General features: G+C 56.3%; 21 protein-coding genes. 16 read left to right on the forward strand and 5 right to left on the reverse strand.

Annotated elements, in window-relative coordinates:
- Positions 1–42: 42 nt before the first annotated feature.
- The 4 genes from mmuM to EM595_RS13525 all read right to left on the reverse strand — a co-directional run bounded on the left by mmuM (position 43) and on the right by EM595_RS13525 (position 5,115).
- A complete protein-coding gene (gene mmuM, locus EM595_RS13510) occupies positions 43–978 on the reverse strand; it encodes a homocysteine S-methyltransferase (protein ID WP_067433046.1) in 936 nt (311 codons plus the stop codon).
- The gene (mmuP, locus tag EM595_RS13515) at positions 968–2,383 is read right to left on the reverse strand and encodes an S-methylmethionine permease (RefSeq protein ID WP_067433049.1); all 1,416 of its coding nucleotides are present in this window, start codon (positions 2,381–2,383) and stop codon (positions 968–970) included. Before mmuP ends, mmuM begins: the two co-directional genes overlap by 11 nt.
- Positions 2,384–2,521: 138 nt before the next feature.
- Positions 2,522–2,857, reverse strand: coding sequence for a DUF2002 family protein (locus EM595_RS13520; protein ID WP_067433052.1), 336 nt, complete (start codon positions 2,855–2,857; stop codon positions 2,522–2,524).
- A gap of 299 nt (positions 2,858–3,156) precedes the next feature.
- On the reverse strand, positions 3,157–5,115 hold the full coding sequence (locus tag EM595_RS13525; protein WP_067433054.1) for a methyl-accepting chemotaxis protein: 1,959 nt from the start codon (positions 5,113–5,115) through the stop codon (positions 3,157–3,159).
- A gap of 289 nt (positions 5,116–5,404) precedes the next feature.
- On the opposite strand from EM595_RS13525, the gene EM595_RS13530 reads away from it, so the two are divergent.
- From EM595_RS13530 to emrB, 12 genes are all read left to right on the forward strand, one after another.
- Positions 5,405–5,722: a DUF883 family protein gene (locus EM595_RS13530; RefSeq protein ID WP_067433056.1), complete on the forward strand. Its 318-nt coding sequence runs from the start codon at positions 5,405–5,407 to the stop codon at positions 5,720–5,722.
- Between the two features lie 255 nt (positions 5,723–5,977).
- Complete coding sequence (nrdH, locus tag EM595_RS13535) at positions 5,978–6,220, forward strand: glutaredoxin-like protein NrdH (protein WP_067433059.1); 243 nt, start codon at positions 5,978–5,980, stop codon at positions 6,218–6,220.
- A gap of 4 nt (positions 6,221–6,224) precedes the next feature.
- A complete protein-coding gene (gene nrdI / locus EM595_RS13540; RefSeq protein ID WP_067433060.1) occupies positions 6,225–6,626 on the forward strand; it encodes a class Ib ribonucleoside-diphosphate reductase assembly flavoprotein NrdI in 402 nt (133 codons plus the stop codon).
- Positions 6,602–8,743, forward strand: a complete 2,142-nt coding sequence (nrdE, locus tag EM595_RS13545) for a class 1b ribonucleoside-diphosphate reductase subunit alpha (protein WP_071852520.1) — start codon at positions 6,602–6,604, stop codon at positions 8,741–8,743. The genes nrdI and nrdE overlap by 25 nt, the downstream gene beginning before the upstream one ends.
- Before the next feature lie 29 nt (positions 8,744–8,772).
- Positions 8,773–9,735: a class 1b ribonucleoside-diphosphate reductase subunit beta gene (nrdF, locus tag EM595_RS13550; RefSeq protein WP_067433062.1), complete on the forward strand. Its 963-nt coding sequence runs from the start codon at positions 8,773–8,775 to the stop codon at positions 9,733–9,735.
- 395 nt (positions 9,736–10,130) lie between these two features.
- Entirely contained in the window at positions 10,131–11,330 is a 1,200-nt protein-coding gene (proV, locus tag EM595_RS13555) for a glycine betaine/L-proline ABC transporter ATP-binding protein ProV (RefSeq protein WP_067433064.1), read from the forward strand.
- Positions 11,323–12,411 (forward strand): glycine betaine/L-proline ABC transporter permease ProW, encoded by a 1,089-nt coding sequence (gene proW / locus EM595_RS13560; protein WP_067433066.1) that lies wholly within the window; start codon positions 11,323–11,325, stop codon positions 12,409–12,411. The genes proV and proW overlap by 8 nt, the downstream gene beginning before the upstream one ends.
- Positions 12,412–12,467: 56 nt before the next feature.
- Complete coding sequence (gene proX, locus EM595_RS13565; protein ID WP_067433069.1) at positions 12,468–13,463, forward strand: glycine betaine/L-proline ABC transporter substrate-binding protein ProX; 996 nt, start codon at positions 12,468–12,470, stop codon at positions 13,461–13,463.
- Between the two features lie 135 nt (positions 13,464–13,598).
- Positions 13,599–14,786 carry an MFS transporter gene (locus EM595_RS13570; RefSeq protein ID WP_067433071.1) on the forward strand — a complete coding sequence of 396 codons (1,188 nt, stop codon included), beginning with the start codon at positions 13,599–13,601 and terminating at the stop codon, positions 14,784–14,786.
- 325 nt (positions 14,787–15,111) lie between these two features.
- Positions 15,112–15,642, forward strand: coding sequence for a transcriptional repressor MprA (gene mprA, locus EM595_RS13575; protein ID WP_067433074.1), 531 nt, complete (start codon positions 15,112–15,114; stop codon positions 15,640–15,642).
- 152 nt (positions 15,643–15,794) lie between these two features.
- The gene (emrA, locus tag EM595_RS13580; protein ID WP_067433077.1) at positions 15,795–16,967 is read left to right on the forward strand and encodes a multidrug efflux MFS transporter periplasmic adaptor subunit EmrA; all 1,173 of its coding nucleotides are present in this window, start codon (positions 15,795–15,797) and stop codon (positions 16,965–16,967) included.
- 14 nt (positions 16,968–16,981) lie between these two features.
- Positions 16,982–18,517, forward strand: coding sequence for a multidrug efflux MFS transporter permease subunit EmrB (gene emrB, locus EM595_RS13585; RefSeq protein ID WP_157883925.1), 1,536 nt, complete (start codon positions 16,982–16,984; stop codon positions 18,515–18,517).
- A 62-nt stretch (positions 18,518–18,579) separates the two neighbouring features.
- On the opposite strand, the gene EM595_RS13590 is transcribed toward emrB, so the two are convergent.
- Positions 18,580–19,638, reverse strand: coding sequence for a tRNA/rRNA methyltransferase (locus tag EM595_RS13590; protein ID WP_067433083.1), 1,059 nt, complete (start codon positions 19,636–19,638; stop codon positions 18,580–18,582).
- Between the two features lie 184 nt (positions 19,639–19,822).
- On the opposite strand from EM595_RS13590, the gene trxC reads away from it, so the two are divergent.
- From trxC to pssA, 4 genes are all read left to right on the forward strand, one after another.
- Positions 19,823–20,242, forward strand: coding sequence for a thioredoxin TrxC (gene trxC / locus EM595_RS13595; RefSeq protein ID WP_067433086.1), 420 nt, complete (start codon positions 19,823–19,825; stop codon positions 20,240–20,242).
- Between the two features lie 86 nt (positions 20,243–20,328).
- Positions 20,329–21,024, forward strand: a complete 696-nt coding sequence (locus EM595_RS13600) for a tRNA-uridine aminocarboxypropyltransferase (protein WP_067433089.1) — start codon at positions 20,329–20,331, stop codon at positions 21,022–21,024.
- A 91-nt stretch (positions 21,025–21,115) separates the two neighbouring features.
- Positions 21,116–23,773 carry a bifunctional acetate--CoA ligase family protein/GNAT family N-acetyltransferase gene (locus tag EM595_RS13605; protein ID WP_067433092.1) on the forward strand — a complete coding sequence of 886 codons (2,658 nt, stop codon included), beginning with the start codon at positions 21,116–21,118 and terminating at the stop codon, positions 23,771–23,773.
- Between the two features lie 117 nt (positions 23,774–23,890).
- Positions 23,891–25,246, forward strand: coding sequence for a CDP-diacylglycerol--serine O-phosphatidyltransferase (gene pssA, locus EM595_RS13610; RefSeq protein ID WP_067433095.1), 1,356 nt, complete (start codon positions 23,891–23,893; stop codon positions 25,244–25,246).
- Positions 25,247–25,248: the final 2 nt, after the last annotated feature.

Raw genomic sequence — 25,248 nt, forward strand, 5'->3', positions numbered from 1 at the left:
AACCGCGTTTCAATCGCGCGATCATCGTAGGGAATCAGGCTGTTATCGAGGTTGACAAGCGTGCGCAATAGCCGCGATGTCTGCGGGCGTGGTACGGCAGCAGCCGCCGATCAGCCGCGCACCCGCCTGCTGCCACTCCGCCAGCTTGTCATGTAGCGTGCAGCCCGATGGCGCCTCGCTCCAGGTTTTGCTGCTGGCATCGTAATGCTCACCCGAATTGGGGTAGACCGCCAACGGCTTATCGGTCAGCGAGTGCAGATGACGCAGCGCCGGCGTCACGCTCTCCAGCGCAATGCAGTTAATGCCCAGCGCCACCACCTGCGGATGTTTAGCCAGCAAGGCGGCGACCTCGCTCAACGGCGTGCCGTCGCTGATCTGTTCCGCATTGCGCAGCGTAAAGGTGAACCAGGCGCGCGCGTCAGGGAATTCTGCCAGCAGGGCCAGCAGCGCCTGCGCTTCGGCAAATGACGGCAGCGTTTCACAGGCCAGCAGATCGACTCCGGCTTCCAGCAGCGCCGAGACGCGCGGCCGGTGAAACGCCATCATCTCATCCTGCGGCAGTTGATAATCGCCACGATACTCCGAACCATCAGCCAGATAAGCACCGTAAGGCCCAACCGAACCGGCGATCAGCAGCGGCGAGGCGTGCGGCGCGACCGCCAGATAATCACGGCGTGCCCGCTGCGCCAGCTCAACGCTACGACCAATCAGCGTTAGCGACTGCGCGTCGTCCAGCCCGCGAGCGGCAAAGCCCTGCGGCGTCGCCTGATAGCTGGCGGTGATAGCACACTGCGCACCGGCGCAAAAGTAGTCGTAATGCACCTGATAAATTAATTCCGGGTTTTCCATCAGCACCTTTGCCGACCAGAGGCGATCCGCAAGGTTGCACCCGCGCGCTTCCAGTTCGGTGGCCAATGCGCCATCAAGGATCAGCGTGCTGTTTTGCGCCAGGCGCTGGGTCAGATTGTCAGGCTGCATCTTTTTTTCCTTCTGCTGAATGACTTTTTTTGACGCGTTCCGTCAGATAGTACGCCGCGTAGCAACAGGCGACGAACGGCAGACCACACCATAACGCAATGCGCTGCGCCGGGTCGAATGCCAGACCGATGCAGGCCAGCAGGCAGAGCACAAAGCCGAGTATCGGCGTAAGCGGGAACCAGGGCGCACGAAACACCAGGCTTTCCAGTTTTTTGCCGCTGCGCAGATGGTGACGACGAAAGGCGTAGTGCGACGCACAAATGCTCAGCCAGACCGCCACCACGGCAAAGCCGGAAATGGCAGACAGCGCGACAAACACCGTATCGGGCGCAATCACCGCGCTGGCCAGCGCCAGCAGTCCGCCCAGCATGCTGATGCAGATGGCAAACAGCGGAATGCCGCGCGTCGTCAGGCGGGCAAACCGGCGTGGCAGCGTGCCGCTGTTGCCCAGTGACCAGAGCATACGGCCCGATGCGTACAGCCCGGAGTTTGCCGCCGAGAGAATGGCGGTAAGAATCACGAAGTTGATGATATCAGCGGCGTACGGCAGGCCAATCTTTTCAAATACCAGCACAAATGGGCTTTTCACAATACCAGCCTGATCCATCGGAATCAGCGCCGCCAGCACAAATACCGTGCCGACAAAAAACAGGATCAGTCGAATCACGGTGGTGCGAATCGCCAGCGGCAACACCTTTTGCGGATCTTCCGTTTCGCCCGCCGCGATGCCGATCAGTTCGGTGCCGGAAAACGCGAAGTTTACCGCGACCATGGTCATCAGAATCGGCAGCGTGCCGTGCGGCAGCCAGCCGTGTGCGGTGAGATTATGCAGGCCCGGAGCCGGACTGCCATCCTGCATGGGAATGAAGCCAAACATCGCCGCGCCGCCGAGCACAATAAAGGCCAGAATAGTCAGCACTTTTACCAGCGAAAACCAGAACTCGCCTTCGGCAAAAAAGCGTGAAGAGACGACGTTGAGCAGAAAAATGGTCAGGCAGAAAATCAGGCACCAGACCCATACCGGCGACTGCGGAAACCAGTACTGCATACAGAAACCGGCGGCGGTCAGGCTGGAACCCAGCGCCACGGTCCAGGTGAGCCAGTAGAGCCAGGCCACGGTATAACCGGTAGCCGGACTGAGGTAGCGCGCGGCATAGACGTGAAAAGCGCCGGTTTCTGGCATCGCCACCGAGAGTTCGCCGAGGCTCAGCATCACCAGCCAGACCACCAGCGCGCCAATCAGGTACGCCAGCAGCGTACCCGCCGCGCCAGTAGTAGAAATGATGTAGCCAGTATTGAAAAACAGGCCGGTGCCAATGACGCCGCCCAGCGAGAGCATCACCAGATGTCGCGCTTTCATGGTGCGTTTAAATTCGCCGGGAGCGGAAGAAGAGTCTTGCTGCATGCTATTTACCCATATGGACGTCTAAACATCTGTATGGACATGCGTTATACAGCCGCCGGGGGCAGAATGCAACGCGATAAACAGCAGGGTTACTTCAGAGCAGCGGGAAAGAAGCCGCTTTCCCGATGCGCAGAAAAATCAGTCGAATACTTTTTCGAGGTAGCGCTCAAGCGCGGCGCGGGAGCTAAATCCGTGCGGAATACCGTAGTGATCGCGGTTGTCGCCGACCAGGTACATGGGAAAATGGGTGTAGTGATCGCAGGTCTTAATATCGGAAGCGGGATAAGCGAAATGCTGGCTTTTCTCTTTCAGCGTGGGATGGATCACCAGCGCCGTGCGTCCCATACGCGCTTCACGGTTAACGTACACGTAGTTTTCGCCACGGCGATAGCCGTAGGCCTTTTGCGTGACTGCATCCACCTCAAAACCGGCTTTCTCCAGTACTTTTGCCACCTCATCAGGTCGTAAATACATGCTTAATCCTCACAGTCTTCTAAAGCCTCGCAACCTTACAACAGCGCGATGGTAAACCGCTTTCGGAATTATCCTCAAAGCCGGAATACGTGACCGGCAAAGCGTAGCCGCTGTTGTCGCCCGATCGTACCGTAAAGTGCATCGCCATCAGATGATGTACTCAACGTTGGCGGACACCCTAAAGTCTATACGTTTTCTGGCACTCTGTGTGGCGTAAAGGCGAAGCGGATTCAGGCGGGAGGAAATAATGGGCGGGAAAAAGCGACGAAGCAGCAGGATGAGCTGCTTCGTCAGTGAGGTTATGCCGACTGACGCAAAGGCTGCGCGTCGAGGTGGAACTGCTCAACCGTCTGCGCCAGTTGTTCCGCCTGGGATTCCATGGCGCTGGCAGAAGCGGTCATCTGCTGCACCAGCACGGCGTTTTGCTGCGTCACGCTGTCCATCTCATTGACCGCAATGGTCACCTGGCTGATGCCGCGCGCCTGTTCATCCGAGGCGTTAGCAATTTCGCGGATAATGCTCTGCACCGAACTCACGGCGTGCGTCATCTCCAGCATGGTTTTACCGGCGTCGTTAACCAGCAGCACACCATTTTCCACCCGCTGGCTGGACTCTTCGATCAACAGCGCGATCTCTTTAACCGCGTTGGCGCTGCGCTGGGCCAGATTGCGCACTTCGGTTGCCACCACCGCGAACCCACGCCCCTGCTCGCCAGCGCGCGCGGCTTCCACCGCGGCGTTGAGCGCCAGAATGTTGGTCTGGAAGGCGATGCCGTTGATCAGGCTGGTGATGTCGCCGATTTTCTTCGCGCTGCTGTCAATCTGCGCCATGGTCTGTACCACCTGCCCCACCAGCGCTTCGCCGCGACAGGCGATCTGCGTGGCGTTCTCGGTCAGCGCGGTGGCTTGATGCGCATTGGCGGCGTTGTGCTTCACCGTGGCGGTAATCTGCTCCATGCTGGCGGCGGTCTGCTCCAGCGCGGCGGCCTGCTGCTCGGTACGTGCGGCGAGGTCAATATTGCCTGAAGCGATGTCGCCTGCGCCTTGCCGCACCGCGTGACCAGCGGCTTTGATCTGGCCGACAATGTCGCGCAGCTGGGCCTGCATGGTGTGAAGGGCAAAGAACAGGCTGCTGCGATCGCCCTCTTTGACTGGAATCTGGTTATCGAGGTGACCTTTGGCAACCGCCAGCGCAATGGTGGCCGCATGCAACGGTTCCCCGCCGATCGGCTTCAGCACCTTACGACTGAAGACGATGCCCAACAGCGCACTGACCAGCAGAATACTGATGACCATCATAATCAGGGCGTTGTACAGCTGGCGGTCGGCGGCAGCCATCACCTGACTGACCGGCGCCACGACGCCAAGATACCAGGGCCGATCGCTGTTACCAATCATCACCGGCTGCCAGGCGACCAGCGCATCTTCGCCCAGCTGCGCATCAAACCGTTGCAGTATCGCCGCGCCGTGATTGTCGGCCGGACCCTGCCAGGCTTTGCCCGCCAGCGCTTTATCAGGATAGGCCACCACTTTGTTGCCGTTTGACAGCAGCATCGCATAGCCGCTGCCCTGCCATGGCCGAATCTTCATCACCTTATCCTGCAGTGAGGCGAGCGAGATATCCGAAGTCACCACGCCCCAGAGTTTCCCCTGATTTACCACCGGCGTGGCCACCGACGTCAGCAGCGTAGGCACGCCGTTATAGTCGTAGCTGTAGGGTTCAATCAGCGTATCTTTCTGGCTTTTTTGTGGCAGCAGATAATAATCGCCCTGCCCCGGCGTCAGATAGGAGAGCAGCGGATGCAGCTTATAGTTACCCGCGCCATCATGATCAACAAACCAGGCGTAGCGGCCGTTGGGCGCCTGACCCGGCTTCTGTGCAAACTCGGCGTCACGGCCATCAAAAACGTTCTCTTCAAAAATCACAGAAATCGAGAGGTAATCGGGATTTTCGCGCAGCGCATATTCCAACAGCTTATCCGCCGCGCCGCGATCGGTGATGCCCGCGGCGGGTAAGGCGATCAGGCTTTGACCGAGATTACGCGCCACGTCTCGTGCATAGGCCAGCTGCTGCTGGATGCGCAGCGCTTCGCTCTGGGCAATCTGCTGCAAATAGCTTCTGGCCAGCGATTTCTGTTCATGGCTGGATTGCCAGCTCAGTACGCCAATCGTCACGGCAAATCCCAACGCAATGGTCAGGCCGCCGGTCAGTAACACCTGCATACGGGTGCTCATCGTTTTTTTTACTGCATTGGCCATAATGGCCTCCCCTGGAAGTCGTCGTCAAAGTCACCCACATCCTGCGCAATCGATTCCCTGTGCAAAAGTTATCGGCCTGCACGACGCCAGCTTGATGGCTAAATAACGATCGATAGCGCAATCTGTTCTTTTTTTGTTACTGATTTGTGGAAACGCGGCACGGCCTGTGGGCAAGGGGTTTGCGCAGTTACTCGCCTGGATAAGCGGCTATTTTCTCCAGGCTGGGCCGTCACCGTTTCGATTGATGGTCTACACTAGATAACAAGTGAAACGCTAAAAGGAGAAAATAATGGCTAATCAATCAACGAAAAACGAAGACATTGATATCAATCAGGATGTGAGCTTACTGGCCGACACGCTGGATGATTTACTGAAATCCTACGGCAGCAAAACCCAGGAAGAAATTGACAGCGCGCGCAGCAAAGCTGAGTCACTGTTGAAAGAGACCCGTGCCAAGCTGAACGGCGGCGGCAACCGCGTGACGCGCGTCGCTCGTGACGCATCACTGCAGGTTGATGAGTATGTGCACGACAAACCCTGGCATGGCGTAGGTATTGGCGCCGCAGTGGGTATCGTTATCGGTGCACTGCTGGCTTCACGCCGCTAAAATTCGTTTTCCAGACAAAATCCCTGCCCTTACGGCGGGGATTTTTTTTGCTTTTTTTTCACTCGTGCGCCAAACCAGTGACGGCGCGGCTTGCGGCATATGTTCGCCTGATTCACCACCAATACACTACATATAGTATGGTTGATAAAATTAAACGCTACATCTAGTATTCAGCTTATCAACTCGTCACTATCTGGCAGCAGACTTCTGCTGAGCAATACGCTGCTGCCCCTGAGAATAAAGTGAATACGAATCATGCGCATTATTATTTACACAAAAGATGCCTGCGTACAGTGTGACGCCACCAAAAACGCCATGGCGCGCAGCGGCCTCGACTACCAGCTGGTGAATTTGGATCAGAATGTTGAGGCCATTGAGCACCTGCGCGCCCTTGGCTATCGCCAGGTGCCGGTGGTCATCGCCGGTGAGACCCACTGGAGCGGTTTTCGCCCCGATAAGATCGCGGCGCTGCGCTCGCTCGCCGCCGCAGGCGCCTGACGCTATGCCCCCGCTGGTCTATTTTTCCAGCCAGTCGGAAAACACCCACCGCTTTGTGCTGCGCCTGGCGTTGCCCGCCATACGCATTCCGCTACGCGGCACGTTACGGGTCGATGAGCCGTTTATTCTGGTGGTGCCGAGCTACGGTGGCGGCGGATCGCAGGGCGCGGTGCCGATACAGGTCAAAAAATTTCTCAATGATGCCGCTAACCGCCAGTGGATCCGCGGTGTGATTGCCGCAGGCAACCGGAATTTTGGCGAAGGATTCTGCCTCGCGGGCACGATCATTGCGCAGAAATGCCAGGTGCCGTATCTCTATCGGTTTGAGCTAATGGGCACCGCCGACGATATTCAGAATGTGCATGCAGGAGTAACCCAATTTTGGCAACAACAGACACCACGCTAACCTCACCTACGCTCGATTATCATGCGCTGAATGCCATGCTTAATCTTTACGACGCCGAGGGCAAGATTCAGTTTGCGCAGGATCAGCAGGCGACCCGCCAGTTCTTTCTGCAGCATGTCATTCCCAACACGCAGCGCTTTGCCAGCATCGCTGAGCGGCTGCAATATCTGGTGGCCGAAGGTTATTACGAAGCGCAGGTGCTGAATCAGTACGCTTTTAGCTTTGTCACCGCGCTGTTCAAACAGGCGTATCAACGCGATTTTCGCTTTAAAACTTTTCTCGGCGCGTGGAAGTTCTACACCAGCTACACGCTGAAGAGCTTCGATGGCAAACGCTATCTGGAAAGCTTTACCGATCGCGTCTGCATGGTGGCGTTAACCCTGGCGCAGGGCGATGAGGCGCTGGCGCAGCAGCTGCTGGAAGAGATGATCAGCGGACGCTTTCAGCCCGCCACGCCGACCTTTCTCAACTGCGGTAAGCAGCAGCGCGGCGAACTGGTCTCCTGTTTTCTGTTGCGCATCGAAGACAACATGGAATCGATTGGCCGCGCGGTTAATTCGGCGTTGCAGCTCTCCAAACGCGGCGGCGGCGTGGCGTTTCTGCTCTCCAACCTGCGGGAAGCGGGCGCGCCGATCAAGCGCATCGAAAACCAGTCTTCTGGCGTAATTCCGGTGATGAAGATGCTGGAAGACGCCTTCTCCTATGCCAACCAGCTGGGTGCGCGTCAGGGTGCCGGTGCCGTCTGGCTGCAGGCGCACCATCCCGATATTCTGCGCTTCCTTGATACCCGACGGGAAAACGCCGATGAAAAAATCCGCATTAAAACGCTCTCGCTGGGCGTGGTGATCCCTGATGTCACTTTTCGTCTGGCCAAAACCCATCAGCCAATGGCGCTGTTTTCACCCTACGACGTCGAGCGCATTTACGGTCTGCCGTTTGCTGATATCAGCGTGACCGAAAAATATGATGAGATGCTGGCGGACGATCGCATCCGTAAAACCTTTATCGACGCGCGTGAGTTTTTCCAGACGCTGGCAGAGATCCAGTTTGAATCGGGCTATCCCTACATCATGTATGAGGACAGTGTGAACCGTGACAATCCGATTCAGGGGCGCATCAATATGAGCAACCTCTGTTCGGAGATCCTGCAGGTCAACACGCCAAGCCACTATGAGGACGATCTCAGCTATCGTCAGGTGGGCAAAGATATCTCCTGTAATTTGGGCTCGCTGAACATCGCGCATGCCATGGATTCCACTGATTTCCCGCGCACCATTGAGATGGCGATTCGCGGCCTGACCGCCGTATCAGACATGAGTCATATCGGTTCGGTGCCGTCGGTGGCGGCAGGCAATGCGCAGTCACACGCTATCGGTCTCGGCCAGATGAATCTGCATGGCTATTTGGCACGCGAAGGTATTATGTATGGCTCAGAGGAGGCGCTGGATTTCACCAATCTCTACTTTTATTGCGTCACTTTCCACGCGCTGCGCAGTTCCAACGCTATCGCCCGCGAGCGCCAGCAGCGCTTTGCCGGTTTTGAGCAATCGCGCTACGCCAGCGGTGAATACTTCGACAAATATCTCGCCAACGCCTGGCTGCCGCGCACGGAAAAAGTGGCCGCACTGTTTGCCAGTGCCGGTATCACGCTTCCCGATCGCGACGACTGGCTGCAACTGCGTGACGCGGTAATGCGCGACGGCCTCTATAACCAGAATTTACAGGCGATTCCGCCAACCGGATCGATCTCCTATATCAACCACGCCACTTCCAGCATTCATCCGGTGGTGTCACGTATTGAGATCCGCAAAGAGGGTAAAACCGGTCGCGCCTATTATCCCGCGCCCTTCCTGACCAATGACAATCTGCATCTCTATCAGGATGCCTATCAGATTGGCCCGCAGGCGATTATCGATACCTATGCCGAAGCGACGCAGCATGTCGATCAGGGCCTGTCGCTGACACTGTTTTTCCGTGATGGCGTCAGCACCCGCGATATCAATAAGGCGCAAATTTATGCCTGGAAAAAAGGCATCAAAACGCTCTATTACATCCGCCTGCGCCAGATGGCGTTGCAGGGCACCGAAGTTGAAGGCTGTGTTTCCTGCGCGCTGTAAGCCCCCTACTCTATAAAAAGACGATGATTATGCCGCGATTAGCTCCTGTTAAAGCGATCAACTGGAACCAGATCGACGATGAGAAAGATCTCGAGGTCTGGAACCGTCTGACCACCAACTTCTGGCTGCCGGAAAAGGTGCCGTTATCCAACGACATCAGCGCCTGGAACAGCCTCGACCGTACGCAGCAGCAGCTTACCATCCGGGTGTTTACCGGCTTAACGCTGCTCGATACTATCCAGAATGTGATCGGCGCGCCGGGCCTGATGCCCGATGCGCAAACGCCGCACGAAGAAGCCGTGCTCTCCAATATCAGCTTTATGGAAGCGGTGCATGCGCGATCTTACAGCTCGATTTTCTCAACGCTATGCCACACCAGCGACGTTGACGCCGCCTATCGCTGGAGCGAAGAGAACGTGGCGCTGCAAAACAAAGCGCGGATTATCCTTGCGCACTATCAGGAAAACGATCCGCTGAAGAAGAAGATCGCCAGCGTGTTTCTGGAGTCGTTTCTGTTTTACTCCGGCTTCTGGCTGCCGATGTACTTTTCCAGCCGCGGCAAGCTCACTAACACCGCCGATTTGATTCGTCTGATCATCCGCGATGAAGCGGTGCACGGCTACTATATTGGCTACAAGTTTCAGCGCGCGCTGCGCCAGGAAACCCCGGAGCGCCGTGAGGCATTACAGCGGTTCGCCTGTGATCTGCTGCTGGAGCTGTATGAAAATGAGCTGGCTTATACCGAGGACCTTTACGCCGGTACCGGCTGGGCGGAAGAGGTCAAAACCTTCCTGCATTACAATGCCAATAAGGCGTTAATGAATCTGGGCTATGAGGCACTCTTTCCGGCAGAATTAACGGCGGTTAATCCGGCAATATTATCGGCACTGTCGCCGAATGCTGACGAAAATCACGACTTCTTTTCTGGCTCAGGTTCATCCTATGTTATCGGTAAAGCCGTTGAGACCGAAGATGATGACTGGGACTTTTAATCACTGAAATAATGGGGCCATGAGCGCCCCGTTATTTACGACCACTAAGTATTTTCCTGCGTGACTATTTTTAACGAAAACACCTTTTCATCGTATTATTAATTTATCTTATGCTTTCTGCCGTATTCGAATTATTTCCCCTCCTGCCATTCTGACAGCACCATTTATTTCCCCCGAAACAGTCGAAATAACGCTTTTTTCACTTTTAATTATTTCCCGCAGAGCCAGGCTATCCCTGCCCTCAGCGTCTTTTTGTCATGCTACCCGCGATGGAAAGCCGCCGCATCAGGGTTGTCAGCGGGTCTTGTTGTGATAGGGTATAGGCCGAAAATAGAACAGCACATTGCGGGAAGCCGATTATAAATTAACTCTTTCACCAGGAACGTTAACCTTGAATGGCAATTAAACTCGAAGTAAAGAATTTATATAAAGTCTTTGGTGAACATCCGCAGCGCGCATTTAAATATATCGAAAAAGGTATTTCCAAAGATGCGCTTCTGGAAAAAACCGGTCTGTCGCTTGGCGTGAAAAATGCCAGTCTGGCCATTGAAGAAGGCGAGATATTTGTGATCATGGGATTATCCGGCTCCGGTAAATCCACTATGGTTCGCCTTCTCAATCGTCTGATCGAACCGACGCGTGGCCAGGTGATTATTGATGGTGTTGATATCGCCAAAATATCGGACAGTGAATTGCGTCAGGTACGGCGAAATAAGATCAGCATGGTGTTTCAATCTTTCGCCTTAATGCCGCATATGACCGTGCTCGATAATGCCGCCTTTGGCATGGAGCTGGCGGGCGTGGCGGTGCAGGAGCGGCGTGAAAAAGCGCTGGATGCACTGCGTCAGGTGGGCCTTGAAAATTATGCGCATGCCTGGCCCGATGAGCTGTCTGGCGGCATGCGCCAGCGCGTCGGCCTGGCACGGGCGCTGGCGATCAATCCCGATATTCTGCTGATGGACGAAGCCTTCTCCGCGCTCGATCCACTGATCCGCACCGAGATGCAGGATGAACTGGTTAAGCTGCAGGCCCGGCACCAGCGCACCATCGTCTTTATCTCGCACGATCTCGATGAGGCAATGCGCATCGGCGATCGCATCGCCATCATGCAAGGCGGCGAAGTGGTGCAGGTCGGCACGCCCGATGAAATCCTTAACAATCCCGCGAACGACTATGTGCGCACCTTTTTCCGCGGTGTCGATATCAGTCATGTCTTCAGCGCCAAAGATATCGCACGCCGCAGCGCTGGCGCGCTGATCCGTAAATCGCCGGGCTTTGGCCCGCGCTCCGCGATCAAGCTGTTGCAGGATGAAGATCGTGAATTTGGCTACGTGCTGGAGAAGCAGAAATTTCTCGGCGTGGTCTCGATCGATTCGCTCAAGGCAGCGCTGGCCGCCGGGGAAAATCTGGATGGCGCCCTGCTCGCATCTCCCACCGCGGTTGCCGCTGACACCTCGTTAAGCGATTTATTGTCCCATGTGGCGCAGGCGCCCTGCGCCGTGCCGGTGGTCGGTGATGAGCAGCAGTATGTCGGCTTGATATCCAAAGGCACGCTGTTACAGGCATTAGATCGTGAAGGAGCCAGCCATGAGTAAAGAGACCGCCAATCCGTGGCAAACCGCACCGCAAGCCGCCGCCGCACCCGATGCACCGGCGGCTGACGCATGGGGCACGCCTGATGGCGCCCCCCCCGGTCACGATGCTGCCGCCAGCGGCAGCGACTGGCTCAACAGCGCACCCGTGCCGCAGGAAAACCATTTTTCCCTGCTCGATCCCTTTCATAACACGCTGATTCCGCTCGACAGCTGGGTGACGCACGGCATCGACTGGGTCGTGCTGCACTTTCGTCCACTGTTTCAGGGCATTCGCGTGCCGGTGGATTATATCCTTAGCGGCTTTCAACACCTGTTGATGGGCATGCCGGCACCGGTGGCGATCCTGATTTTCGCCCTGATTGCGTGGCAAATCTCCAGCGCCGGGATGGGCGTGGCAACGCTGATATCGCTGATCCTGATCGGCGCGATCGGCGCCTGGTCACAGGCGATGGTGACGCTGGCTCTGGTGCTCACCGCCCTGCTGTTCTGCATGCTGATTGGCCTGCCGCTCGGCATCTGGCTGGCGCGCAGCGACGGTGCGGCGCGCATTGTCAGACCGCTGCTTGATGCCATGCAAACCACGCCGGCATTTGTTTATCTGGTGCCCATCGTCATGCTGTTTGGCATCGGTAACGTGCCGGGCGTCGTGGTGACCATCATCTTTGCCCTGCCGCCGATTGTGCGCCTGACCATTCTCGGCATTAAGCAGGTGCCCGCCGATCTCATCGAAGCGAGCGAATCCTTTGGTGCCAGCCCGCGACAGCTGCTGCTCAAAGTGCAGCTGCCGCTGGCGATGCCGACGATTATGGCCGGCGTTAACCAGACGCTGATGCTGGCGCTGTCGATGGTGGTTATCGCGTCGATGATCGCCGTGGGCGGGCTCGGCCAGATGGTGCTGCGCGGTATTGGTCGGCTCGATATGGGCCTCGCCAGCATCGGCGGCGTCGGCATCGTGATCCTTGCCATTATTCTTGATCGCCTGACGCAATCTTTTGGCCGCGATAGCCGCAGCCGTGGCAGCCGCCACTGGTATGCCAGCGGCCCGTTGGGTCTGCTGACACGTCCTTTCATAAAAAAATAACGTTATCAGGCGGTTCGCCGCCTGTTTCGCTCTCCCCTCATCTACAAGGAATGATTATGCGCAAGAATCTTTTACTGGCGGCGATGTTATCCACGCTGGCCACCAGCCAGAGCTTTGCCGCCGATCTGCCAGGCAAAGGCGTTGACGTGAAACCGTTACAGAGCAGCATCGCTGAAGAGGCGTTTCAGACGCTGCTGGTCAGCCGCGCGCTGGAGAAACTGGGCTATCAGGTTGAGAAACCGGACGAGGTCGATTACAACGTCGCTTACACCTCAATTGCCTCTGGCGATGCCACTTTTACCGCCGTGAACTGGCAGCCGCTGCATGATGATATGTATGCCGCCGCGGGTGGTGATAAAAAGTTTTATCGCGAGGGTAATTACGTCACCGGTGCCGCGCAGGGTTATCTGATCGACAAGAAAACCGCTGAGAAATACCACATCACTAATATCGCTCAGCTTAAAGATCCGAAGCTGGCTAAGCTGTTTGACAGCAATGGCGACGGCAAAGCTGACATGACCGGTTGTACGCCGGGCTGGGGTTGCGAAGCGGTAATCAATCATCAGAACAGCGCTTTTGGCCTGAGTGAAACCGTGCAGGCAAACATGGGCAACTATTCGGCGATGGTGGCTGATACGCTGGCGCGCTACAAACAGGGCAAGCCGATTCTTTATTATACCTGGACGCCTTACTGGCTCAGCGATGTGCTGGTGCCGGGCAAAGATGTGGTGTGGTTGCAGGTGCCGTTCTCCTCACTGCCGGGCGCGCAGAAAGGCGTGGAGACGAAATTAGCCAACGGAGCCAATTATGGCTTCCCGGTAAACAGTATGCATATCGTCGCTAATAAAGCCTGGGCGGAGAAAAACCCGGCCGCGGCCCGACTGTTTGCCGAAATGAAACTGCCGATTGCCGATATCAACGCGCAGAATGCCCGCATGCATCAGGGCGAATCATCTGAGGCGGACGTTAATCGCCATGTTGATGGCTGGATCAAGGCGCATCAGGCGCAGTTCGATAAGTGGGTCGCGGATGCCCAGGCCGCCAGCAAGTAATCTGCAGCAGGGCGACATAAGTCGCCCTTTTTTTTCGCCTGCGCCATCTGGTTTGGCCTGTTAATTAAACCAACATCGAAATAGTTTTTTGAGTTATTATTATCTGCATATGAATATGCAGCCGTTATTTTCCTGATGCACACCACACATCCGCCCCTCCGCCCGGCACTGGTTATCCTGATGTCTGTGGCTACCGGTCTGGCGGTGGCCTGTAACTATTATGTACAGCCACTGCTGGCAACCATTGCAACCACTTTTCAGCTCTCAATCAATCAGGCCGGCTTTATTGTCACTACCGCCCAGCTCGGCTACGCCGCCGGATTACTGCTGCTGGTGCCGCTTGGCGATATGCTGGAGCGCCGCAGCCTGATTGTGATCATGACGCTGTTAGCGGCGGGCGGCCTGGTGATTACTGCACTCTCCCCTTCGCTCTCTTTCATGTTGCTTGGTACGGTGCTGACCGGGTTGTTCTCGGTGGTGGCACAAATTCTGGTGCCGCTGGCGGCTACCCTGGCAGCACCCGAGCAGCGGGGAAAAATCGTTGGCACAGTAATGAGCGGGCTGCTGTTAGGTATTTTACTGGCGCGCACCGTTGCCGGTGCGCTGGCGGAGTTTGGCGGCTGGCGCAGCGTTTACTGGACCGCCAGCGGGCTGATGGTCTTGATGGCGCTGGCCCTGTGGCGCGGATTACCGCGTTACCAACCCAGCGTCTCGCTTAACTATCCGCAGCTGCTGATTTCGATTTTCAGCCTCTATAAACAGAACCGGGTGATCCGCACGCGCGCCATGATTGGCTGTCTCGCCTTCGCGAATTTCAGCGTGCTCTGGACCTCGATGGCTTTTCTGCTCTCTGCTGCGCCCTGGCACTACTCCGAAGGCCAGATCGGTCTGCTCGGGCTGGTTGGCGCAGCGGGTGCGCTGGCTGCGCGTCAGGCGGGCACGCTGGCCGACAAAGGCAAGGCGCGCCTGACCACCAGCATTGGGCTGCTGATTATGCTTGCCTCGTGGGGCGCCACCGCGCTCGGTGCCCATTCGCTGCTGGCACTGATCGTGGGCATCCTGCTGCTGGATTTAGCCGTTCAGGGTGTGCACATCACCAACCAGAGCGTGATCTATCGCCATAAGCCTGATGCACGCAACCGGCTAACTGCTGGCTATATGACCAGCTATTTTATCGGCGGCGCACTCGGCTCGCTGATCTCCGCCAGCGCCTTTCATCTGGCGGGATGGCCAGGTGTTTGTGGCGCTGGCGCGGTTATGACGCTGTTAAATCTGCTGGTCTGGCTGCGCGGTTGGCGGGCTGAGAAGTCCGGCGAATCATAAAGAATTTTCTGATCTATCAGGCCCGGCAGGGTGTAAAGGCTATGCTCAGTCTGGTATGGTGGATTAATACAATATTCAGCCAGGTGATTTTTTCACAGGTGATTAATTAGTGGCTGCAAAGGTTTCTGCCTGTACGGACAGATGCCTTGATACGTTAGCCCACTCGCGCAGCGCTTTCGCTGCTTTTTGACTCCGGATCAGGGATCGATCCGGATACTACGGATGGTGATGTAGTGATTTTCCGACAATCACAGCAGTATGGATTGAGACGGCCAATCAGTTACCTTCGTTATTATACCAGTTGCAACTAGTGAGGTTTTTTTAAATGGACAGTTCTTTTACGCCCATTGAACAGATGTTAAATGTCCGTGCTAATCGCCATAAGGATTTCCCACTGCAGGAGATCATGTTGACGCGCTTGTGCATGCACATGCAGGGGAAGCTGCTGGATAACCGCAACAAGATGCTGAAAGAACAGGGCATCAATGAAACGCTGTTTATGGCGCTGATTACCCTTGATGCACAGGAAGATCAGAGCATCCAGCCTTCTGAACTCAGCTCGGCTCTCGGCTCATCGCGCACCAATGCCACGCGCATTGCTGATGAGCTGGAGAAGCGTGGCTGGATCGAGCGTCGCGAAAGCGAGCACGATCGTCGTTGTCTGCATCTGCATCTGACGGAAAAAGGCAATGAGTTCCTGCGCCAGGTGCTGCCACCGCAGCATCAGAGCCTGCAGTTTCTCTGGTCTTCGCTGGATAAGCAGGAGCAGAATCAGCTGGAAGGCCTGACGCGTAAGCTGTTGAATCGTCTTGATCAAATGGACGAAAACAAACCTACCGCCGCCTGGAATCGATAATAGCAACAACTGCGACACAATCACGCGTCTAAATCGCTATCTTATCTCCCCTTTATCCATGCCAGCGCTCAACACGCTGGCATTTTTGAGCGCGGGATCCTGTCAGCACGGATGGTGGCAACCCGATAACAGTGGAAAACGTGGAGAACCTCATGAGTGCTTCGGCGGATGTATCCAATCCGAAACAGCCTGCTAATAAAAAGAAAAAGCGCAAAGTTGCGCTGCTTTTACTGGCTGCGATCGTATTGGTTGTGGGTATTGCCTGGCTGGTTTACTGGTTTTTAGTGCTGCGTCATTTTCAGGAAACCGATGACGCCTACGTTGCCGGCAATCAGGTGCAGGTAATGGCTCAGGTATCGGGCAGCGTCAATAAAGTCTGGTTTGAAGATACCGACTATGTGAAGAAAGGCGACGTACTGGTGACGCTGGATCAAACCGATGCGCAGCAGGCGTTTGAAAAAGCACAGACGGCCCTCGCTACCAGCGTGCGACAAACGCACCAGATGATGATCAACAGCAAGCAGTATCAGGCAACCATCGAACTGCAAAAAACCGCGTTGGCTCAGGCGCAGGCTGATCTCCAGCGTCGCGTGCCGTTGGGCGCGTCGAACCTGATTGGCCGGGAAGAGTTGCAGCATTCGCGTGATGCCGTTGCCACCGCTAAAGCACAGCTTGATGTTGCCGAGCAGCAGTACAATGCGAATCAGGCGATGATTCTGAATACCTCGCTGGCCGAGCAACCGGCGGTGAAACAGAACGCTGCCGCGCTGCGTGATGCCTGGCTGGCGCTGCAACGTACGCAGATCCGTAGCCCGATGGACGGCTATGTTTCCCGTCGTAGCGTGCAGGTTGGCTCGCAAATCAGCACCACGACGCCGCTGCTGGCGGTGGTTCCCGCGAAAAATCTGTGGGTGGACGCTAACTTCAAAGAGACTCAGCTGGCAGGCGTACGCATTGGCCAGCCAGCCACCGTAGTCAGCGACATCTATGGCGATGACGTGGTCTATCAAGGCAAAGTTGTGGGTCTGGATATGGGCACCGGCAGCGCCTTCTCACTGCTGCCTGCGCAGAACGCCACCGGCAACTGGATCAAAGTGGTCCAGCGTTTACCGGTGCGTATCGAACTGGATGCGCAGCAGCTGGCGCAACATCCGCTGCGCATTGGTCTGTCGACGCTGGTTAAGGTTGATACCACGCAGCAGGATGGCGGCGTGTTAGCCACCAGCGTGCGTAACAATCCCGCTTATGAAAGTAACGCGCTGGCTATCGATCTGGCACCGGCCGATCGGCTGATTGCTGAGATTATCCATGCCAACGCAGGCTAACCTGGCGGGAGTGTATCGTGGCACAAAAACCGCTTGAGGGTACCCAGCTTGTCCTGATGACCATCGCGCTGTCGTTAGCGACGTTTATGCAGGTACTCGACTCAACCATTGCTAACGTAGCGATTCCCACCATCGCCGGTAACCTGGGGGCATCCAACTCCCAGGGAACCTGGGTTATTACCTCGTTTGGGGTGGCAAACGCCATCTCCATTCCGCTAACCGGCTGGCTGGCAAAGCGCGTTGGCGAGGTCAAACTGTTCCTGTGGTCAACCATCGCGTTTGCGGTGGCCTCCTGGCTGTGCGGCATGTCCGAAAGCCTGACCACGCTGATCTTCTTTCGTATTATTCAGGGCGTGGTGGCCGGACCGCTGATTCCGCTGTCGCAAAGCCTGCTGCTGAATAACTATCCGCCAGCGAAACGCAGCGTTGCGCTGTCGCTGTGGGCGATGACGGTGATTGTGGCGCCGATCTGCGGCCCGATTCTTGGCGGCTGGATCAGCGATAACTATCACTGGGGCTGGATCTTCTTCATCAACGTGCCGATTGGCGTGCTGGTGGTGGTGCTGGCGTTGCAAACGCTGCGCGGGCGCGAGACAAAAACGGAGATCAGACGCATCGATATGGTGGGTCTGGTGCTGCTGGTGGCTGGGATCGGCTGTCTGCAGGTGATGCTCGATCGCGGCAAGGAGCTGGACTGGTTTAACTCCACGGAAATCATCGTGCTGACGGTGGTTGCGGTGCTTGCGCTGGTGGCGCTACTGATATGGGAGTTAACTGATGATCATCCGATCGTCGATTTAACCTTGTTCAAGTCCCGCAACTTCACTATTGGCTGCCTGTCGATCAGCCTGGCTTACATGCTCTACTTCGGCTCGATCGTGCTGCTGCCGCAGTTATTGCAGGAAGTTTATGGCTATACCGCAACCTGGGCGGGACTGGCATCGGCGCCGGTGGGCATTATTCCGGTGATTCTGTCACCGATTATTGGCCGCTTTGCCCATCGCCTGGATATGCGCAAGCTGGTGACCTTCAGCTTTATCATGTATGCCGTCTGCTTTTACTGGCGTGCCTATACGTTTGAGCCGGGGATGGATTTTGCCGCATCGGCGCTGCCGCAGTTTATTCAGGGCTTTGCCGTGGCCTGCTTCTTTATGCCGCTGACCACGATTACGCTGTCGGGCCTGCCGCCGGAGCGCATGGCTGCCGCATCGAGCCTGTCTAACTTTGTGCGTACGCTGGCCGGGTCGATTGGCACTTCGATCACCACCACCATGTGGACCAACCGTGAATCGTTGCATCACAGCCAATTGAGCGAGTCGATTACGCCTTATAACGTCAACGCGCAGCAGACCTACGATCAGCTGATGCAGCTTGGCATGACGCAGCAGCAGGCTTCGGCGTGGATTGCCCAGCAGATCACCAATCAGGGGCTGATCATCTCAGCCAATGAGATCTTCTGGGCGTCTGCAGGGGTCTTCCTGTTGTTGTTGGTGATGATCTGGTTCGCCCGTCCGCCGTTTGGTTCTGGCGGCGGCGGCGGCGCGCACTGACGATTTGCCATAAAAAAAGGGCCTGTTTCCAGGCCCTTTTTTACGTCTGTCGCTGATACCGCTTAGCGATTCTGACGCCACCATTCAGCCAACAACACGCCGGTTGCGACCGAGACGTTCAGGCTTTCTACTTTGCCCGTGCCGCCAATGGAGACGCTGAGATCGCCCTGCTGCCAGGCGCTTTCTGACAGGCCATCACGCTCCTGCCCCAACACCAGCACCATTTTCGCGGGCAGCGTCGCTTCTGCCAGCGGCGTACCTTTGTGACTGGATGTCGTCACAATGGTGTAGCCTGCACGACGAAACGCTTCCAAACCCGCTTCGAAGCTCTCATCGCTGATCGCGGTGACGTGCTCGGCGCCGCCTTCAGCAGTACGCACCGCGGCGCCCGACTCCAGCAGAGACGCATCGTTCACCAGCACGCCACGCGCGCCGAAGTGCGCACAGCTGCGCATGATGCCGCCGAGGTTATGTGGGTTACCGATATCTTCCAGCGCCAGCACGCAATCGCGCGCTTCCGCCTGGGCCAGCCAGGTTTTTACCGGCATGCCGGTGCGCTTTTTGATCAGAAAGCACACGCCACCGTGATGCTCAGTGCCCGCCGCTTTGGCCAGCTCTTCATCATCAACCACATGATAAGCTTTGCGGTTGGCGGCCAGCCAGCGCAGGGTTTCCCGAAAACGCGGCGTTACGCTCTGCACAAACCAGGCGCGTACGATGCTTTCCGGACGGCTCTGGAACAGTGCGTGACAGGCATTTTCGCCATAGACACGGCTCTCTTCCTGGCGCTGACGACGCAGCTGAACCGGATCGATAAAGCTTTTGCCGCTGATACCGCTGTGCGCCGGTTGGCTGGCTTCATCATCAACCGGAGGCCGGCTGACGGTGCGCCATGGCGACCCTTCACGACCCTGATCGCGCGAGATACCGCGTTCTTCGCCGCGATCGCGACCACGCGCATCCGCCGGACGGGAAGGACGACGGTCTCTCTCCTGGCCAGCTGCATCCGAACGGCCACCTTTGCCGGTACGGGGATTCTGTCCGCGTGGTTTATTCTCTTCATCGCCGCGAACATACATCACTTTGACTTTGCCGCTTTTGCCTTTAAATTCGTCGTTCATTTTTCCTCCACCGTGGCTGAGCGCGAAGCGCGCAGATTACCTGATGTCGTGCCGGTTAGCCATTAACTCCCGCCAAAAGCTATTAACTATTATACCTATTGAGCGATCCACATTGAGCAAGAAAAACCCACAACGCATAATAACAGCAGGCTATTTATATCAACTTTAACGATTTGAGGTCTCTATGAACACGGTTTGTGCATCCTGTCAGGCAACGAATCGCGTCCCTGAAGAGCGTATTGCTGACGGCGCGAAATGCGGCCGTTGTGGCAATGAGCTGTTTACCGGCGAGGTAGTCAACGCCACCGCAGGTACGCTGGACAAATACCTTGCTGATGATATGCCGGTGCTGATCGACTTCTGGGCACCCTGGTGCGGCCCATGCGTCAACTTTGCACCCATCTTCGCCGATGTGGCGAACGAGCGCCGGGAACAGGTGCGATTTGTGAAAATCAACACCGAAGCGGAACCAGAGCTGAGCGCGCGTTTCCGTATTCGCAGTATTCCTACCATTATGATGTTCAAAAAAGGCGAAATGGTCGACATGCTGAGCGGCGCAATGCCAAAAGCGCCGTTTAATGAATGGATCGACGAAGTCGTATAATGAACAGGCGGCCAACAGCCATGCTGGCCACCCTACGTTTTATGCTGCGCTTCCGCTAGAATGGCGTTTTTACCGCTTCAGGGTGTATGACTATTAACGCCGTTCTGCAATTACGCGCCCAGCGCCTGGCGCGCGCCACCCGCCCTTTCCTTGCCCGCGGCAACCGCGTGATCCGTTGTCAGGGTTGTCTGCTGCCTAAAAAACTCTGCCTGTGTGCCAGCATCGTGCCGCAACCGGCGCGCAGCCGCTTCTGCCTGGTAATGTTTGATACCGAGCCGATGAAGCCGAGCAATACAGGCCGACTGATTGCCGATATTCTACCCGATACTCAGGCTTTTGGCTGGTCGCGCACCGAGCCCGATAGCGCGCTGCTGGCCGCCGTGCAAAACGCCGACTATCAGCCGGTAGTGGTGTTTCCTGAATCCTATGCCGATCCAGGGCGACCCGTGCTGCGCTCGCCACCACGCGAAGGCAAGCCGCTGCTGTTCATTATGCTGGATGGCACCTGGACAGAAGCGCGCAAGATGTTCCGCAAAAGCCCGTGGCTGGATGCGTTGCCGGTCATGTCGCTGTCGTTTACGACGCCCTCCAATTATCAGCTGCGCGAAGCACATGGTGAAGGACAGCACTGCACTGCTGAAGTGGCGGCTGAGCTACTGGCACAGGCGGGCGATCTGGCGGCCGCGCAGGCGCTGAGTGCGCACTTCACGCTGTTTCGTCAGCACTATCTGGCAGGCAAACCGCACCATCCTTTGCATCAACAGGCGATCGCGGACAAATAAACCGTCACTGCCGGTTGCATCGTGACAGAGGTGATTTAAAGTCAGTCTGACTTTTATCTTCTCTCAGTGTTGAACCGGCCAGGAGGCTGTTATGAGCCAGCGAGGATTGGAAGCGTTACTCAGGCCTAAGTCGATTGCCGTGATTGGTGCCTCGACTAAACCACAGCGCGCCGGCTATTTAATGATGCGCAATTTGCTTTCCGGCGGCTTCAGCGGCGCGGTTCTGCCGGTGACGCCGCAGTATAAAGCCGTGTGCGGCGTGATGGCCTGGCCCGATGTCGCCAGCCTGCCACTTTCCCCCGATCTCGCCATTATTTGCACCCATGCCAAAAGAAACCTGCTGCTGCTTGAGGCGCTGGGGAAAAAAGGCTGCAAGGCGTGCATTATTTTGTCTGCGCCGGAAAGCCAGCGTGAAGCGCTGTTAGCCTGCGCCAGCCAGTGGCAAATTCGCCTGCTAGGCCCAAACAGCCTGGGATTGCTGGCCCCGTGGCAGGGACTGAACGCCAGCTTTTCACCGGTGCCGATTCAAAAAGGCAAGCTGGCTTTTGTGTCGCAGTCAGCCGCTGTCTCTAATACGATTCTCGACTGGGCGCAGCAGCGTCAGCTCGGCTTCTCGTGGTTTATTGCACTGGGCGACAGCCTGGATATTGATATCGACGACCTGCTCGACTTCCTCGCCCGTGACGGCAAAACCAGCGCGATCCTGCTCTATCTGGAACACCTCAGCGATGCCCGCCGCTTTGTCTCCGCCGCGCGTAGCGCCTCGCGTAACAAACCGATTCTGGTGATTAAAAGTGGCCGCAGCGCCCAGGCGCAGGCGCTGCTGAAAAGCCATGCCGGACTTGATGCCGCATGGGATGCCGCCATCCAGCGTGCCGGTTTGCTGCGAGTGACCGATACGCATGAGCTGTTCTCTGCGGTGGAAACTCTGAGCCATATGCGCCCGCTGCGTGGTGAACGGCTAATGATTGTCAGTAACGGCGCTGCGCCTGCCGCGCTGGCGCTGGATGCGCTGGATGCGCGTGGTGGTAAGCTGGCGCAGTTGAATGACGACACGGTTGACGCGCTGAATGCGCTGCTGCCGGATGAGATAACCGCGGGCAATCCACTGGATTTAAAAGATGATGCCACCGTTGATCGCTATCTGGACTGCATTGAGATCCTGCTCAACAGCCACGACCTTGATGCGCTGATGATCATTCATTCACCCAGCGCGGTCGCCCCGGCAACACAAACCGCGCAGCGTCTGATTGCCCTGATTCAACAGCATCCACGCGGCAAGCAGGTTACCCTGCTCACTAACTGGTGTGGGGAATTTTCTTCGCTTGAGGCGCGCCGCGCATTTAACGATGCGGGCCTGCCAACCTATCGCACGCCGGAGGGCACGGTTACGGCGTTTATGCATATGGTTGAGTACCGCCGTAACCAGAAGCAGCTGCGTGAAACGCCTGCCCTGCCGGTCAACCTGCCACAGGCGAGTGCAGTTGCGCATCAGCTTATTCAACAGGCGCTGGCACAGGGTATTACCACGCTGGATACGCATGAAGTACGCGCGATTCTGCAGGCCTACGGTTTGACTACGCTGCCGACATGGATTGCCGCCGACAGCGTCGAAGCCGTGACCATCGCTAATCAGGTTGGCTATCCGGTGGCGCTTAAGCTGCGATCGCCGGATATCGCGCACAAATCTGATGTGCAGGGCGTCATGCTGTCGCTGCGCTCCGCCAGCGAGGTACAGCAGGCGGCAAATGCCATTATCGATCGCGTTAAGCAAACGCTGCCGCAGGCGCGCATTGATGGCCTGCTAGTTCAGAGCATGGCCAGTCGCCTTGGCGCACAGGAATTGCGTGTGGTGGTGGAGCAGGATCCGCTGTTTGGGCCGGTGATCCTGCTGGGGGAAGGCGGCGTTGACTGGCAGCCCGATAAGCAGGCCGCCGTCGCCCTGCCACCGCTGAATATGGCGCTGGCTCGCTACTTTATTATTCAGGCGATCAAAGGCGGTAAGATACGTGGTCGCAGCAATGCGCAGCAGCTCGACATTACCGGGCTGAGCCAGCTGCTGGTGCAGGTTTCCAACCTGATCGTTGACTGCCCTGAAATACAGCGTCTTGATATTCATCCCCTGCTGGCGGCAGGCAGCGATTTCAGCCTGCTGGATGTTACCTTATCGCTGGCGCCTTTCGACGGCGACAACGAGGCACGACTGGCCATTCGTCCTTATCCGCACCGGCTTGAAGAGCAGGTGACGTTAAAAAATGGCCAGCACTGTCTGTTTCGCCCCATTCTGCCGGAAGATGAGCCGCTGCTGCGTGAGTTTATTGCGCAGGTCACAAAAGAAGATCTCTACTATCGTTATTTCAGTGAGATCAATGAGTTTACCCATGATGATTTAGCCAATATGACGCAGATCGACTACGATCGAGAAATGGCGATCGTCGCCGTGCGAGAAATTAACGATCGTACTGAGATCGTTGGCGTCACGCGGGCGATCTCTGATGCGGATAATATTGACGCTGAGTTTTCGGTTCTGGTGCGTTCTGACCTGAAAGGATTAGGACTGGGGCGACGCCTGCTGGAAAAAATGATCGGTTATACCCGGGAACATGGCCTGCAACAGCTAAACGGCATTACCATGCCTGGTAATCGCGGCATGATCACACTAGCGAGCAAGCTGAATTTCAATGTGGATATTCAGCTGGAGGATGGCATTGTTAGCCTTAACTTACCGCTGAATAAACAGGTCGATTAACCTTGTAGATAAAGGTAAAAAAGACGCTATCCGGGCGGGTTAATGATAATATTCATCGTTAGGGTCATGATTTAATGGCAAATCGCCATTCATTGCATAGAGAAGAAGCGCACTGTGATGTTGTCTAAATTTAAGCGCAATAAACACCAACAACACCTTGCACAGCTGCCAAAACTGTCACAATCTGCTGCTGACATTCGTACGCTGTTTTCACCCGCTGAATTTCGCCAGACGCTGCTGGAAAAAATAGCTGGCGCGACGCGACGCATCTGCATCGTTGCGCTTTATCTGGAGAACGACGATGGCGGTCGGGCCATTCTGAATGCGCTTTACGACGCAAAACGGGCGCGCCCGGAGATGGATGTTTCTATCTGCGTGGACTGGCATCGTGCGCAGCGCGGCAGAATTGGTGCAGCGGCGGCGGCGACCAATGCTGACTGGTATTGCCAGCTGGCAACCGACAATCCGCAGATCGCCATTCCGGTTTATGGCATTCCGGTAAATACCCGCGAAGCGCTGGGCGTGCTGCACCTGAAAGGCTTTGTAATCGACGACGCGGTGCTGTACAGCGGTGCCAGCCTGAACGATGTGTATCTTCATCAACACGATAAATACCGTTACGATCGTTATCAGTGGATTCAGAACGGCGCGTTGGCTGAGACCTTTTTTAATTGGGTAAAAACCAATTTGCAGGCGGCAGAAGCGGTTAACCGGCTGGATAAATCGGAGCGGCCAAGCAGCCCGGAAATCAAAAACGAGACGCGTCAGTTCCGTCAGGATCTGCGTGGCTTTGATTATCAGTTCACGCCTAACGCCGGCAATGAAGAGCTGGCGGTAACACCGTTGGTAGGGCTCGGCAAACGCAGCTTGTTGAATAAAACCATCTATCATCTGATGCCCTGCGCCGAGAAAAAGCTGACGCTGTGCACGCCCTACTTCAATATGCCCGCTATTCTGGTCAGGAATATTATCGGCCTGTTGCGTGCCGGCAAAGAGGTGGAAATTATCGTAGGGGATAAAACTGCTAACGATTTCTACATTCCGGAAGATCAGCCGTTTAAAATCATTGGTGCTCTGCCCTATCTGTACGAAATTAACCTGCGCCGTTTCCTCAGCCGCTTGCAATATTATGTGAGTAACGGCCAGCTGACCGTGCGTCTGTGGAAAGAAGGCGAAAACAGTTATCACCTGAAAGGCATCTGGGTGGATGACGAATGGATGATGGTCACCGGTAATAATCTCAACCCGCGCGCCTGGCGCCTGGATCTGGAAAACGCCATTCTCATTCACGATCCGTTGCAGGAATTAACTGAGCAGCGTGATAAAGAGTTGGCGCTGATCCGCACGCACACCATCGTAGTAAACCACTTCCGTGAGCTTGAAAGTATTGCTGACTATCCGGCGAAGGTGCGCAAATTGATTCGACGACTGCGTCGTATCCGCATCGACAAACTGATTAGCCGGATTCTCTGACT

This window comes from Duffyella gerundensis (assembly GCF_001517405.1).
GTDB lineage: Bacteria > Pseudomonadota > Gammaproteobacteria > Enterobacterales > Enterobacteriaceae > Duffyella > Duffyella gerundensis.